Raw genomic sequence first — 14,730 nt, forward strand, 5'->3', positions numbered from 1 at the left:
TTTCAACGTTTATTAAAAGATGGCTCCCAGTTTGGTATTAGCATTAGTTATGCAGCACAACCAACCCCGGCCGGTCTTGCTCAAGCTTTTATTATTGGTGAACAATTTATTGGCAAGGATGATGTGTGTTTAGTGTTAGGCGATAACATCTATTATGGCCAGGGATTTACCCCAAAGTTGAAAGAAGCTATAAGAAAAGCAAAAGAGGGCGAGGGAGCTACGGTTTTCGGCTACCAGGTAAAAGACCCTGAGCGTTTTGGTGTAGTCGCGTTTGATAGCGAAATGAAAGCAATTTCAATAGAAGAAAAACCTACTGAGCCCAAATCGCATTTTGCCGTTACCGGTTTGTATTTTTATGACAATCGGGTGACAGATATAGCTAAAAACGTCTCTCCCAGTGAGCGAGGTGAGCTCGAAATTACTTGCATTAACAATACATACCTTGAATTAGGCAAACTTAACGTTGAGTTATTAGGGCGAGGTTTCGCTTGGTTGGATACAGGCACACATGAAAGCTTATTAGATGCAGCACAATTTGTTGAAACACTTGAGAAACGTCAGGGGTATAAGGTTGCTTGTCTTGAAGAAATTGCTTACAACCGCGGTTGGCTAACCAAAGCGCAGTTAATAGAAACAGGTACATTGATGAGTAAAAATAGCTATGGTCAATATTTACTTGGTGTTGCTGAGGGAAAGGTATGAGTTTAATACGTCTTATTGACCTACCATATTTAGGTGACGACCGTGGCTCGTTGGTGTCAATCGAAGCCAATAACCATATTCCATTTGAAGTTAAGCGCGTTTATTACATTTACCACACAAAACAGTGCGTCTCTCGCGGCTTTCATGCGCATAAAAACCTTCAGCAGCTAGCTATTTGTGTCGCTGGGAAATGTCGTTTTCTGTTAGATGATGGCGTTTCAAGAGATATAGTCTGGTTAGATACCCCGGAAAAAGGTTTATTGATAGGTAATAACGTCTGGCGAGAAATGTACGATTTTAGTGCAGACTGTGTTCTGCTAGTTTTAGCCAGTGAATATTATGACGAATCCGATTACATCCGAGATTACTCGATTTTTTGTAAGAAGGTGAAACAATGAGCTTCGTTCATAAATTTGCAGATGTAGCTAATTGTGAAATAGGTTTTGGTACTAAAGTTTGGCAATTCGTCGTTATCCTTGCTGGAGCTTCTATAGGTAAAAACTGCAACATCTGCGCTCATAGTTTGATTGAAGGGGATGTAATACTTGGCGATAACGTTACAGTAAAATCAGGTGTTCAGTTGTGGGATGGCACCCGAATTGGAAATAATGTGTTTATCGGCCCCAATGCAACCTTCACTAACGATGGATTTCCAAGGTCAAAACAATACCCAGAAAAATTTACAGGTATAACCGTAAATGAGTCTGCAAGTATCGGTGCGAACGCAACAATACTGCCAGGTGTCACGATAGGTGAGTCAGCGATGATAGGCGCTGGCTCAGTTGTAACTAAAGATGTTCCAGCTAAAGCGGTAGTTGTTGGAAATCCCGCAAAAATTATCAGGTTTTTAGAATGATCCCATTTTTAGATTTGAAGCAGATAAACGCAGTATATCGTCAAGAGTTGATAGCCGCCGCTACGCGTGTAATTGATTCCGGTTGGTATATCCATGGTGAAGAAGTTAAAAAGTTCGAACAAAGCTTTGCAGACTATTGTGGAACCAAGCATTGTATTGGTGTAGCAAATGGTTTGGATGCGCTTATTTTAGTACTACGTGCTTGGAAAGAGCTAGGTAAGTTAAATGAAGGTGATGAAATTATTGTACCTGCCAATACTTATATAGCCAGTATCCTTGCTATTACTGAGAATAAATTAAAGCCTGTACTTGTCGAACCCGATCCACTAACGTTCAATATTTGTCCTGCGAATATTCGCGCTGCAATCTCCAACAACACGAAAGCTATACTTGCAGTTCATTTGTACGGTCAATTAGCTCCAATGCCTGAAATTATTGCTATTGCATCAGAGCATAATCTTCTTGTGTTAGAAGACTCGGCTCAGTCTCATGGTGCTGAGATTGAAGGCAGGAAAGCTGGTAATTGGGGGCATGCATCGGGTTTTAGTTTTTATCCAGGAAAGAATTTAGGCGCACTGGGGGATGCTGGTGCGGTGACCACTAATGATGACGAATTAGCTCAAATAATTCGTGCATTAGGCAATTATGGTAGCCATAAGAAATATGAAAATCTTTATCAGGGCGTAAACAGCCGTTTAGATGAAATGCAAGCTGCACTGTTATCGGTTAAACTCAAATACTTGCATAAAGAAACTCAGCGGCGTAGAGAAATTGCGATTGCATATGCGAGTGCTATAAAAAACCCATTAGTCCAGCTACCTATTAGTGCCAAGTTAACAATTGAAGAGTTGTGTAGTCACGCTTTTCACTTGTTTGTTATCCGAACCAAGAACCGTGATGAATTGCAAAAACATCTAATGGACTCTGGCGTTGTAAGTATGATTCATTATCCAATCCCGCCCCACTTCCAGAAAGCTTATCTGAGTTATTCATATTTAACATTTCCTATCACAGAAGAATTGCATAGAGACGTTTTGTCTTTACCTATCTCGCCTTATATGTCAGAAAATCATGTGGGTAGAGTTATTTCTGCGATCAACTCGTTTAATCAATAAAGTCGGCTATGTCAATTTATAGAGCTTTTTCGATTAATAGCGTCGCCGTTGTAATTAAAATGAGCACATTGCTTATTTTAAACAAAGCTATTGCAATATTAATCGGTCCCTCAGGCTATGCAACTATTAGTCAATTGCAAAATATAGTTGCAATTTCTCTAACTTCTGCAACTGCGGGCCTGGGAGGGGCGGCGGTTAAATATACCGCAGAAGCTGATAAAAGTGATAAGTACCTGACCTATATTTTATTAGTGTGTGTTTTATCTTCTTTGCTCACATCTGCTTTACTTATATTTTTTGCTAAAAAATTAGCAGCTGATTTTGATGGTCAGATTGAATGGTTTATCTATCTTTTGTCATTTACGTTAATTTTCTATGTTATTAATACGCTTGCAACTTCTTATTTAAACGGACTGCAAAAACTACGTTTGCTTGTTGGTGTGAACATCATTTCTAGTATATTTTCCTTGTTGTATAGTTTATTGTTTCTATACTTATGGAAACTACAAGGTATATTAATAGCTGTTGTTAGTAACCAAGCAATAACAGTTTTTATTGTAATTTATTTTTGTAAGAAAAAAGAATTGTTTCCGAAATTCAGAATTAATTATATTGTCCAAAAATTTGAGTTCGATATAGTTAAGAAGCTTTTGTTTTTTTCCTTAATGGTTGTAATTCCAAGTATTATTTGGCCCTATACTTATATTAATGTCAGAGATTTATTAACGGATAAGTTTGGTTCTCATTATGCGGGTAATTGGGACGCAAGTTGGCGGCTAAGCACTATTTATCTTACCTTCATAACGTCAGTGTTAAGTATTTATTTTTTACCAAAATTTGCTAAGTGTGAAGACAAAAAATCCCTGAATTCAGCTGTTTTAGAGGGGCTGAAGTTTATATTTCCTGTTGCTCTGGTGTCTTGTTCCGCTATATATTTAAGTCGAGATATTATTATTAATCTGCTTTTTTCAGATGAATTCAATGATATGAAACAGCTTTTTTTTTGGCAAGTTTGCGGAGACTTTTTTAAAGTTGTAACTTGGGTTGTAAGCTACACATTGTTGGCAAAAGCTCAAACGTTTAGACATATTTTTGTTGAAGTATTTTTTGCGCTATCGTTTTACTTTTTTACGTTCCATTTTATCTCAACTATGGGATTTGGTGGAGTTGCATTTTCACATTTTATAAATAATGCTCTTATGATGTTGGTTATCGCATTTATTTATAGAATTTCGAAATTTAAGGAAGCTTAAATAAATGGTGACTGCCAAACTAGTCGGTGGTATATCAAACCAGTTTTGCATATACGCAGCGGTAAAGTCTTTATGTATTAATAAGAATTATGAAATGGACATTGATCTTATTCATTATAATAAACTAAACCAAAGAAGTTTTGGGTTTGATAATTTTAACATTGAGTACAGAGCTATTAGTGGCGCAGAGAGATTTAATAAATTTAGTCTAGTAAATTTTTCATATGGCGGTCGCTTTGGACTTAAAATAACTAATTATATAAATCAACTAGTCCTTAGGAAAAATAAAAATATTTATAAAGAGCAGGATCTTCATTTTGATGAAAATTTTTATAACATAGATGATGAAACTTATATCGATGGGAATTTTATTTCATATAAGTATTATAGTTCAGTATTAGATTTGTTAAAGGTTGAGTTCAAACCTCGAATTATTAGTGAAAACTGTTCGACTTTAGCGAAACAAATAGCAAGTGAAAATTCAGCTGCTTTCCATTACAGATGCGGTGATTATTTATCCAATCCAATTGCAAAAAACTTTCACGGTAATTTAGGTTTGGATTATTATAAGCAAGCATTTGATGTACTGAACAGTAAGTGTACTAATTTAGTATCATATATTTTTACAGACGATTTGGTTAAAGCTAAAAGGCACTTTTCCTTCATTGATAACGCAATATTCATTCAAGAAAAAGCCAAACTATCAGATTTGGAAGAACTAGAATTGATGAAATACGCTAAGGCCAACGTGATCGCTAATTCTGGTTTCAGTAGGTGGGCGGCATTGTTAAATTATAACAGTGATTCTTTTACAATACTGCCGAAAACATGGTTTAAAGGTTACGATATCGATACTCAAGAAATAGGGCCTAATAGTTGGGAGCGACTCCCTTCAAACTTTGTTTCTTAGAAAATGCTAGGGAAATATGAATGAATTTACCGAAAGTTTCAGCATTGTTATTGTCCTATAATCATGAAAAGTATCTTAATGAAAGTATTAACTCGGTATTAAATCAGAATTACACTGGTGAAATAGAGTTTATAATATCGGATGATTGTAGCACTGATCGTTCTTTGGAAATTATTAACGAAGTGATATCTAAATTTAATAAATTAAATATACAAGTTAATTCAAATTCTCAAAATTTAGGTATTGGAGATCATTTAAATCTACTTATGTCCATGGCAAAAGGAGAGCTTTGTGTTGTGTTCGCGGGTGATGACATATCCAAACATAATAGAATTTCTGCTATATGTGAGTATTGGCAAAAAAATGGAAGGCCAACGTCAATATATTCTGCTATTGAGGAAATAGATGCAGGTGGCAAAGTGGTTAGGGAACGGCGAGGTGTGGATACCAGGGTTCTGCATTCCAACATCCTTATAAATAAGCTCTTGAAACGTGAAATCTCAATTTTAGGCTGCTCGCACGCTTGGCATAGAGAAGTTTTTGATGTCTTTGGTGGTCTCGACCGCCAAATTGTGAATGAAGATAGAACCATACCAGTCAGATCTGCTTTGTTACATGGAATTGGCTTTGTTGATGAACCGCTTGTGCAATATCGAATAACAGGCGGGATTTCTGATATCAAAATGACAAATAATACTGAACTTTTGTATAACTATTATAAAATTAATTCATCGAGAGAGTTGGTAGACCTAATGCAAAATGAAAAAGATCTATTACTTGTTGACAATAAAATAGGCTTGAAGATATTACGTAGTAGACGGGCGTACATAAGCTTGATGAATAAGTTAAGCAATAGAAAAGCTAATTTCTTTGATTTTTACAGAGCTGTTATTGATGGGGCATCTATAAAAAAATGTCTAGCGCTTTTTTATCGATATTATCTTGGAATATTTTTTGGTCATTAGTCTGTATGAGTAAAGAAATTACTAAAATCGTTATAGTATCAAAAGAGAAGTTTGGAAATACTGATTTCCGAGAGATAACTCGAATTGCTAAAAGAAAAGGTATCGACGTTGAGCACTTATGTCTTGGCTCGAAAGTTAGTGCTGACAAAAATTTGAAAATCATCGACTTTTCTAACGATATTTTTTTAAGTCTATCATCTTATTTTTTCTCTTTAGTTGTTCTTATGTATATCCTAAAAAATATAGATAAAAACAATACATTTTTTCATATTCGCTACCATAAATTCTGTTTTCTTTTTTCAATACTTCAGTATTTTGGATTTAATATAGCTTGTGATGTCAGATCGGGAGTTGTAGCCTCTCGATTTAGATGGTTTTCGAACTTATTAATGTCTATTGAGTTAAGGACTTTTGGAAAACGATCGGTCATAAGTAAAGGAGTCGCGGAAAAAATATTAGGAATTAAAAAGTATTATTTGTTGCCTCTTGGTTCAAGTTTGAAGTGTATTAATCCTAAAAAATTGAATTACCAACAACCAACACGCTTAATTTATATTGGCACTTTAAACGAAAGGAAACTAGAAGATTTTGTCAATGCAATAATTGAAACGAATAAAATGAGAGGTAATATTTATTCGCTTTCTATTTTTGGTTATGGCAACGAGGTTACCCTAGCTAAAATAAATGAGATGATTTTTTTAGAAGAAAATATTGAGTATAGAGGTTTTTTAGATTACAACGATATAGAGGTTGTACTTTCAAATTATGATATTGGTATCGCTTACATACCTATGATTGATGCCTTTATGTATCAACCTCCAACAAAGATTTTTGAATATCTTTCTGCTGGTCTTCCTGTCATTGCAACAAAAACCTTTGAGAATAATAGTTTAATTAAAGATGGCCTAAATGGTTGGTTAGTCGATGATAATGTTGAATCCTTGATAAACTTACTTAAGAATAATTTAGATTTTATTAATCCTGCAGATTGTATAAAAAGTGTTAATGGCACTTCATGGGAAGAAATTTTTAACCTATATTATATAAATATAATGCGAGCTGGTAATTTCAAATAGTATGATAAATGAACATGCCTTAGGCTTGAACTACAAAACTTGTTTATCTGAGTTTAAGACGAGGCTTATCCTCTTAATTTTAGTATTCCTTTACATTTATCTTTTTAGTCTTAATTTTGAAAATTTCATAGCTCCAAATTTTCAATATTTTGGATTTAGACAGTTTAGCCTTACAGGATATGAAGTTCTATATACAAATATATTAATCGGAATTGTAGTTTTACTTCAGCCTACATCAATAACAAAATCATCTGAATACCTAAACCTATTTTTGCTTGTTTTTATTTATTACCCATCTTCTATAGTGTTTTTTTCAGTGAGAAACGATTGGCTTTCAAAAAATGACGCGCTTGAGCTTTTTTCATGTTTCACCTTATGTATTGTTTTAGTTATACTCTTTTCAAAAATTCCATTGTTATCAATTCGGAAATTTAAAACTTCTAGAAGATTTTATTGTTTAACCAATTTGTTTCTTTTCTGTTTATTTTTTTATATAGTTACCAAAAGCTTGACGAATTTGTCAATAGTAGGTATCAGTGAACTATCGAAGCTAAACGAGTCAAGGCAGTCTGTGAAAGTTACTGGGTGGCTTGTGTATCCTTATTTGTGGATGGTTACATTTTTCCTAGGTTTCTTTCTAGCAAAATATAAAAAACTATCGATGGCATATAAACTTTGTATTGTTTCTATTGTGTATTTTTTATTAGCTTTTAGTATGGGTGCAAAAATTCTTTTAATCGCTCCATTTATATTTTTCTTTATATACTTTTGGGTGCTGTATTTCAAATGTTCATCGTATAGTTTTGTTGTAGCATTTATAGCGTGTTTCATGATTTTAAATATTCTAACAACTTTTTTTCCCTCCATAGGTTTTGCAATAAGTGCTCTATTTACTTTTAGAACGCTAAGTATCTCAAGTCTAAGTTTTGTGATTTACCATGATTTTTTTCAACTCAAACCTTTTACTCATTTCCAGCATGTTGGATTAGTATTCAGCATTAAAGATGTATTTGCCATATCGTCAAATACTCAATTTGAAGTCTTGCCTGTGGCTTTAAAAGAAGTGTACGGGTTAGGTAATTTCAATGCTAATTTTTTTGTAAATGACGGGTATGCCGCATACGGATATGTAGGCATGGTTTTTGTGTCTTTTATATATTCATCAATTATGTATGTTTTTGATCTTTTGACTAAAAGTACACCTCCTTTAGTACTTTTTATGTCGCTCGCATACTTTGGTATGTACTTGGGTAATGTATCACTCTTTACTATTATAGTTAGTCATGGATTGATTGTGTCCGGAATTTATTTATATATATTTTCAGGGTTCATCGATGCAAAAGATTGAGCATCTCGATTTGTTGCGAGGGTATGCTGCGATTTCAGTGGTGTTTTATCACTACCTCTATCATTTTAATAATGTTACAAATGCTGGTGTAGGAATTTTTGTTTTTGCTGTAGGAAAGCTTGGAGTAGCCCTTTTCTTTATCTTGAGCGGTTATTTAATCTCGTTGTCCATTAGAAATAAAACACCCAGTAGGTTTCTTTTTTTGCGTTTTCTCAGGTTAATACCAACGTACTATTTATGTATAATTTTAACATTTGGTACAGTTAGCTTGTTAAATGTCAATATCAGAGATGTTGATTATTTTGATTTTATTAGTAACTTTTTCATTTTCCCTTCTTTATTCAATGCTAAATTTGTTGATGGTTCTTATTGGACTTTAGAATATGAATGGATATTTTACACAGTTGCTGCTTTGTGCCTTTTTACGAAAAGTTTTTTTATTTATACTATGTATTTTATTTTGTTGTTCCTCTCTTTCGTATCTTTTAATTTTTCAGATAAATTTAATTTTTTGTTTTTGAATAACTATTCTTCTTTTTTTTTATTGGGAGTTTGTTTTTTCTCTATTAACCAACGATCTACAAATAATAAGATAGTTGTATTCAATTATTTGGTTCTCAGCTTGGCGGTCGTGTCACTATTTCATAATCAAAAGTATTTTTTGATTCATATCATTATCATTATTATTTTTTTGCTAGGGTTAAAAGGAAAACTCAATTTTCTTGATAATTCAATGTTTAGATTTTTTTCAAAAATTTCTTATCCACTATATCTTTTGCATCAATATATAGGGTTTGCGATTATTTTATTTTTACTGGAGCGTGGTTTTAGCTTTTATTTCGCTGTAATGATAGCTTTTTTTATAGCCGTAGCTCTTTCATATCTGGTTCACTTATATATCGAAATACGTCTCTCCGCTTTTCTAAAAAGGTTTTACAAATGATACTACACATAATTCAACCGGCGATTCCTCGATATAGAGTTCCATTTTTTAAGACATTGGCTGATAGTTTCACATTAAAATTATATGCTAGTAAAGTTGATTTTTTGAATGTTAAATCAGAAGAAGTAGGTAACTGTTCGTGGTTAGGATCTTTTAGGGTATTTTTAGGAATATTTTGGCAGGATAACCTAAATCTCTTTTCCGCTTATAGAAAAGGAGATGTTGTTGTAATAAACGGTAATCCAAGAATTCTGAATTACATGTTGTTGTTAGTGATTTTGAAAATTAGGGGGATAAAAACGGTTTGGTGGGGGCATGGTTGGACAGCCGGAAGTTTTGGAATCTTCGCAAGTCTCAGACTAAAAATATCAAAGATTGCAGATGTCCGGATTTTTTATCATGAAAGGGAGGTCGAGAGAGCACAAATTAAGGGTTCATTTGCACTTAATAATGGTCTATGTCCTAAAAACATTAGCAATGCTAAGAATTCGATTAGATATGGTACAAGTGTAAAGAGAGACCCTTCGTTATTAACTTTAATATTCATTGGTCGTTTAACAGACAAGTCAGGTCTTTTTAGTCTGATTGAAGCCATGAGTTTATTAAGTTCGCCGACCGAGCTCATTGTAGTGGGCGACGGACCTATACTTAATTCGGTTAGAGCTACAGCTGTTGAACTAAATGTTATTAACCAGATAACCTTCGTTGGCTCATTGTTTGAAGAGCTGGAAATCGCAAAGTATATGGATATGGCGGACGTCTTTGTCTACCCCGGTGCAGTTGGCTTAAGTATCATCCATGCGTTCAATTACGCTAAACCAGCGATTATTCACTCTGATATGAGATTTCATATGCCTGAGGCTCATGCTTTTATTGAAAATGTAAACGGCGTATCTTTTGAGATGGGATCAAGTGTTAGTTTGGCTCTAGCGATTGAGCGTTTTCAGAAAATGTCTGAATATGATCTAAGTGTTATGGCTTTAAATTCCCTGTTAACAGTTGAAAAAAACTACACCGTCAGAGATATGGTAGAGCGTTTTAAGGAAGCGATTAATAGTGTTTTATAATTTTAGTGTTCAATCTGGAGACGAATATTTTATATTATGTATTTATTTATAGGACCAGCCTCGAATCCTGTTACTGGCCAGTCAACAGCGTTTGACTTATTAGTGAGAAGTAAATTTAAAAAAGTGAGCACGTTTCTGTGTTTCCCTACAAACAAATCAGTTGTTTCGAATTTACTTTTTATAGCAAAAGTATTGGGCAAATTGTATAGGATGAAGCCTTCAGTAGTTTACCTTTCAATATCCAGAACAAAGGTAGGTTTTTTGCGTGACTATATGATAATAACAATGGCAAGGTTTCATAATTGTAAAATAGTTGTTCATCTACATGGCAGTGATTTTTCTCGTTTCGTTGAAGAATCAAGAACAATTTTCAAGTATTTAATATTTTCTGTATATAATAAGGTCGATAGAGCTATTGTACTCTCTGACCAAATGAAATCGCAATTTTCTGCATTTCCTATGATTGACCTAATAGTGGTTCCTAATACCGTTCTTGTTCCTGATTATATTTTGCCACGTGATTTGAAAGGTAACAGCCTTAAAATTGGTTATCTTTCAAATTTAATTCCGTCTAAGGGACTTGCCGAACTTATTGCTGCTGTGAAGCATTGTGTCTCAGAAGGAATGGAACTTGAGTGTTATATTGCTGGCGGTAGTGGGTTTGACTTGGAGTTTGACTACAAAATATTTTCCGATATAAAACTATGTGAATACATTCATTATCTAGGTACAATCAAGGATTTAGAAAAGTGGCACTTCTTGGTGAATATCGACGTACTCATCTTGCCTAGCTATTACCCTACTGAAGCCCAGCCACTGTGTCTGCTAGAAGCAGCATCTGTAGGAAAGCATATTGTTTTTACTAATATAAATTCTTTAGATTCAAGTTTTGGGATATTTAATCGGAGTTTAATAAAATGTAGAGACCCAGCGAGTATTTCAAGCGCTATTAAAAAGTTGTATGAAAACAGAACGATTTTGGTTGATAGTAAAAATCAAAATATTCAGATTTTTGAAAATCATTATTCATTTCAAAAACATATCTCGTTAATCGAGCAAAGTTTAAGTTTCTAAGTTTAGGTTTAAAGATAATATTATGGTAAAAATAGCTTTAATTACCGGAGTAACCGGCCAAGACGGCTCCTATTTAGCGGAGTTTTTATTGGAAAAGGGATATGAAGTTCATGGTATTAAGCGCCGTGCATCGTTATTTAATACTCAACGCGTTGATCATATCTACGAAGACGTTCACATTGAAAATGCGCGTTTTAAGTTGCATTACGGTGATTTGACAGATTCATCTAATTTGATTCGTATTATGCAGGAAGTGCAGCCTGATGAGGTATACAACCTTGGTGCACAGTCGCATGTTGCTGTGTCGTTCGAAGCGCCTGAATATACAGCTGATGTAGATGCTATTGGTACTTTGCGTTTGCTTGAAGCTATTCGCTTTTTAGGTCTAGAAAAGAAAACTAAGTTTTATCAAGCATCTACTTCTGAGTTATATGGTGAAGTTCAAGAAATTCCACAAAAAGAGACGACTCCTTTTCATCCGCGTTCGCCTTATGCAGTAGCTAAAATGTATGCGTATTGGATTGCGGTAAATTATCGCGAGTCTTATGGTATTTATGCGTGTAATGGTATTTTGTTTAATCATGAATCGCCGCGCCGTGGCGAAACCTTTGTTACTCGTAAAATTACTCGGGGCTTAGCTAACATAGCGCAAGGCTTAGAAGAGTGTTTGTATTTAGGTAATATGGACGCTCTGCGCGATTGGGGGCATGCGAAAGATTATGTGCGTATGCAATGGATGATGCTTCAGCAAGATAAACCTGAGGATTTTGTTATTGCTACAGGAAAACAAATTTCTGTTAGAGAATTTGTAAGAATGTCGGCTGCTGAGGCTGGTATTACAGTTGAGTTTGCTGGTAGTGGGGTTGATGAAATAGCAACAGTGACTGCAATAAGTGGTAACGATGCTCCAGGGGTAAAAGTTGGTGACATTATTGTTAAAGTTGATCCGCGTTATTTCCGCCCTGCAGAGGTTGAAACTTTGTTGGGTGATCCTACCAAAGCAAAAGAAAAGCTCGGATGGGTACCAGAAATTACGGTTGAAGAAATGTGTGCTGAAATGGTAAAACATGATTTAGACAAAGCTAAGCAACATGCGTTGTTGAAACAGCATGGTTATGCAATAGCCGTTTCTAAAGAATAAATGAGTTTTGAGCCAAACAAAGTACACAGAATTTTTTACTGTGAGCTTTATCGTTTTTCAAAAGTAAACATTTTTTACTATTGATTGACGTCTGTTGGTCTAGGAATATAACAATGAAAAAAATATTTGTAGCAGGCCACCGAGGAATGGTTGGGTCAGCGATTGTTAGGCAATTGCAGGCGCGTGGTGGTTGCGAATTGGTATTGCGTACACGCAGTGAATTAAATTTAACTAGCCAGCAAGCGGTAGCTGATTTTTTTAAGTCAGAACAGATTGACGAAGTATATTTAGCGGCTGCGAAAGTGGGCGGTATTATTGCGAATAATACCTACCCTGCTGAGTTCATTTATGAAAACCTGATGATTGAATGCAACATTATTCATTCAGCCCATGTTGTCGGTATTCAAAAATTACTATTTTTAGGCTCAAGCTGTATTTATCCTAAATTAGCTGAGCAACCTATGGCTGAGACAGCTTTGTTGACGGGGACGTTAGAGCCCACTAACGAGCCTTATGCTTTGGCTAAAATCGCCGGTATTAAATTATGTGAATCGTATAACCGTCAATATGGTCGTGATTACCGCAGCGTAATGCCGTCGAATTTATATGGACCGCATGATAATTTTCATCCTGAAAATTCCCACGTTATTCCTGCGTTACTGCGTCGTTTTCATGAAGCAAAAGTCAATGGCGATAAAAAAGTCGTAGCATGGGGCAGTGGTAAGCCAATGCGTGAATTTTTGCATGTCAACGATATGGCTGCAGCATCGATTCATGTAATGGAATTAGATAAGGCAATATATGATGCAAACACCGACGCTATGTTAAGTCATATCAATGTGGGCACCGGAATTGACTGTACTATTCGTGAGTTAGTTGAAACCGTGGCTAAAGTTACTGGTTTCGAGGGGGAAATTGAGTTTGATGCTAGCAAACCAGATGGAGCTCCACGTAAGCTTATGAAAGTAGACCGCTTACAATCCTTAGGCTGGCAATATACCTTCAACCTAGAAGAAGGGTTGAAAGATGCGTACCAATGGTATCTGAATAATCAAGAGAGTTTTAGGCAAGCTTAGAGTGGATGATTGCTTGACTATTTTCAGGTCGGAAAGAATCTGCTAGAGAGAGTAAATAAATTAAAGGTGCTGAATTAACTGTCGTTATTAATTTGTTCGGCCCTAAAGCGTCTCCTACAGTAAGGGTTTTATAAATATGTATCTTAAAGTAAATACTTTTAAGACTGTGATTGCCAGTACGCCCTTAGTATCGATTGATTTGGTGATTAAAAATTCGAATGAAGAATACTTACTTGGCTATCGTAATAATCGTCCTGCTCAAGGTTATTGGTTTGTTCCAGGTGGGCGAATTTTGAAAGATGAAAGTTTAGCCGAGGCTTTTAAACGATTAACCTCGCAAGAGCTTGGACAAGTGTTTTCGATTGAAGGGGCAACCTTGCAAGGCCCGTATGATCATTTTTATTCGGATTGTGTTTTTGGTGACAGCCCCTCTACACACTACGTGGCAATTGCCTACAAATTGAATGTTCAGGATCTTACTAGTCTTCCTAAAGAGCAACATTCATCATACAGATGGTATTCAGTAGCAGAACTATTGGCTGCGCCTGATGTGCATCAACATACCAAAGCCTATTTTATTTAGGGAATATTAATAATTCTTCCGGTCATCATTTCCGGTGGCATCGGTCGTTTGTTGCCTTTGTGACGAGATTTAATGCCTAAGCAGTTTTTGCGACTCAATGGTGAGTTGACCACGTTGCAGACAACACGATTGACGGCAAATATACCTTAATTTCTGAGAGTCAATCTATTTATATTCCTTTGAGGGCAATTCATGCGTTGAAAAATCTATACAAAATTCCATTGGAACTAACTCAAGTGCAATCTGGCTCTGATCTCGTAGAAGATGACATTGTGCATTTACGTTCATCAAGTAATACGCCAGAATTACGTTATTAAGCTGAATCAAACGATGAAGCTCTGGCGGCAAGCTTAGTGGCTAGCACGCTAGCTAATATTAAGGAGTTGTTAAATTAACATGAAGGTCTCAATTATTACGGTATGTTTCAATAGTTCAGCAACTATTCGTGGCACCATTGAATCAGTTTTGGCGCAAGATTACCAGAATATTGAATACATCGTCGTTGATGGTGGCTCTAAAGATAGCACTATGGACATAGTTAATGAATATCGTGGTCAAATTGCCACTGTGGTCAGCGAGCCCGATAAAGGTATATATGACGCAATGAATAAAGGGATTCGT

Annotated in this window: 15 protein-coding genes and 3 pseudogenes; 17 read left to right on the forward strand and 1 reads right to left on the reverse strand. The window is 35.3% G+C overall.

What is annotated here, in order from left to right:
- The 9 genes and pseudogenes from NWQ57_RS10335 to NWQ57_RS10370 all read left to right on the forward strand — a co-directional run.
- On the forward strand, positions 1-702 hold a 702-nt coding region (locus NWQ57_RS10335; protein ID WP_306022075.1), incomplete at its 5' end, for a sugar nucleotidyltransferase.
- On the forward strand, positions 699-1,100 hold the full coding sequence (locus NWQ57_RS10340) for an FdtA/QdtA family cupin domain-containing protein (protein ID WP_306022076.1): 402 nt from the start codon (positions 699-701) through the stop codon (positions 1,098-1,100). The genes NWQ57_RS10335 and NWQ57_RS10340, both read left to right, overlap by 4 nt.
- Positions 1,097-1,330: pseudogene (locus tag NWQ57_RS22650) on the forward strand (DapH/DapD/GlmU-related protein); the annotation flags it as partial. The gene NWQ57_RS10340 and the pseudogene NWQ57_RS22650, both read left to right, overlap by 4 nt.
- Positions 1,313-1,546 (forward strand): annotated as a pseudogene (locus NWQ57_RS22655) (acyltransferase); the annotation flags it as partial. The pseudogenes NWQ57_RS22650 and NWQ57_RS22655, both read left to right, overlap by 18 nt.
- An 8-nt stretch (positions 1,547-1,554) precedes the next feature.
- On the forward strand, positions 1,555-2,673 hold the full coding sequence (locus NWQ57_RS10350) for a DegT/DnrJ/EryC1/StrS aminotransferase family protein (RefSeq protein ID WP_306022078.1): 1,119 nt from the start codon (positions 1,555-1,557) through the stop codon (positions 2,671-2,673).
- 8 nt (positions 2,674-2,681) lie between these two features.
- Positions 2,682-3,926, forward strand: coding sequence for an O-antigen translocase (locus NWQ57_RS10355; RefSeq protein WP_306022079.1), 1,245 nt, complete (start codon positions 2,682-2,684; stop codon positions 3,924-3,926).
- 4 nt (positions 3,927-3,930) lie between these two features.
- Complete coding sequence (locus tag NWQ57_RS10360; RefSeq protein WP_306022080.1) at positions 3,931-4,836, forward strand: alpha-1,2-fucosyltransferase; 906 nt, start codon at positions 3,931-3,933, stop codon at positions 4,834-4,836.
- Between the two features lie 20 nt (positions 4,837-4,856).
- The gene (locus NWQ57_RS10365; protein ID WP_306022081.1) at positions 4,857-5,801 is read left to right on the forward strand and encodes a glycosyltransferase; all 945 of its coding nucleotides are present in this window, start codon (positions 4,857-4,859) and stop codon (positions 5,799-5,801) included.
- A gap of 5 nt (positions 5,802-5,806) precedes the next feature.
- Positions 5,807-6,877 carry a glycosyltransferase gene (locus NWQ57_RS10370; RefSeq protein WP_306022082.1) on the forward strand — a complete coding sequence of 357 codons (1,071 nt, stop codon included), beginning with the start codon at positions 5,807-5,809 and terminating at the stop codon, positions 6,875-6,877.
- A gap of 600 nt (positions 6,878-7,477) precedes the next feature.
- On the opposite strand, the gene NWQ57_RS10375 is transcribed toward NWQ57_RS10370, so the two are convergent.
- Entirely contained in the window at positions 7,478-7,744 is a 267-nt protein-coding gene (locus tag NWQ57_RS10375) for a hypothetical protein (protein WP_306022083.1), read from the reverse strand.
- A gap of 467 nt (positions 7,745-8,211) precedes the next feature.
- Here NWQ57_RS10375 and NWQ57_RS10380 point away from each other — a divergent pair, with 467 nt between their 5' ends.
- The 8 genes and pseudogenes from NWQ57_RS10380 to NWQ57_RS10415 all read left to right on the forward strand — a co-directional run.
- A complete protein-coding gene (locus tag NWQ57_RS10380; protein ID WP_306022084.1) occupies positions 8,212-9,168 on the forward strand; it encodes an acyltransferase in 957 nt (318 codons plus the stop codon).
- Positions 9,165-10,235: a glycosyltransferase gene (locus NWQ57_RS10385; protein WP_306022085.1), complete on the forward strand. Its 1,071-nt coding sequence runs from the start codon at positions 9,165-9,167 to the stop codon at positions 10,233-10,235. The genes NWQ57_RS10380 and NWQ57_RS10385 overlap by 4 nt, the downstream gene beginning before the upstream one ends.
- 36 nt (positions 10,236-10,271) lie before the next feature.
- The gene (locus NWQ57_RS10390) at positions 10,272-11,309 is read left to right on the forward strand and encodes a glycosyltransferase (protein ID WP_306022086.1); all 1,038 of its coding nucleotides are present in this window, start codon (positions 10,272-10,274) and stop codon (positions 11,307-11,309) included.
- A 22-nt stretch (positions 11,310-11,331) separates the two neighbouring features.
- Positions 11,332-12,450 (forward strand): GDP-mannose 4,6-dehydratase, encoded by a 1,119-nt coding sequence (gene gmd / locus NWQ57_RS10395; RefSeq protein WP_306022087.1) that lies wholly within the window; start codon positions 11,332-11,334, stop codon positions 12,448-12,450.
- Between the two features lie 113 nt (positions 12,451-12,563).
- Entirely contained in the window at positions 12,564-13,526 is a 963-nt protein-coding gene (locus NWQ57_RS10400; protein ID WP_306022088.1) for a GDP-L-fucose synthase, read from the forward strand.
- Positions 13,527-13,662: 136 nt separating this feature from the next.
- Positions 13,663-14,109 (forward strand): GDP-mannose mannosyl hydrolase, encoded by a 447-nt coding sequence (locus NWQ57_RS10405; RefSeq protein ID WP_306022089.1) that lies wholly within the window; start codon positions 13,663-13,665, stop codon positions 14,107-14,109.
- A 125-nt stretch (positions 14,110-14,234) separates the two neighbouring features.
- Positions 14,235-14,426: pseudogene (locus NWQ57_RS10410) on the forward strand (hypothetical protein); the annotation flags it as partial.
- A 79-nt stretch (positions 14,427-14,505) separates the two neighbouring features.
- The coding region (locus tag NWQ57_RS10415; protein ID WP_306022090.1) for a glycosyltransferase at positions 14,506-14,730 on the forward strand (225 nt) is incomplete at its 3' end.

It is taken from the genome of Paraglaciecola sp., from assembly GCF_030730205.1.
In the GTDB taxonomy this organism is placed as follows: Bacteria; Pseudomonadota; Gammaproteobacteria; order Enterobacterales; family Alteromonadaceae; genus Paraglaciecola.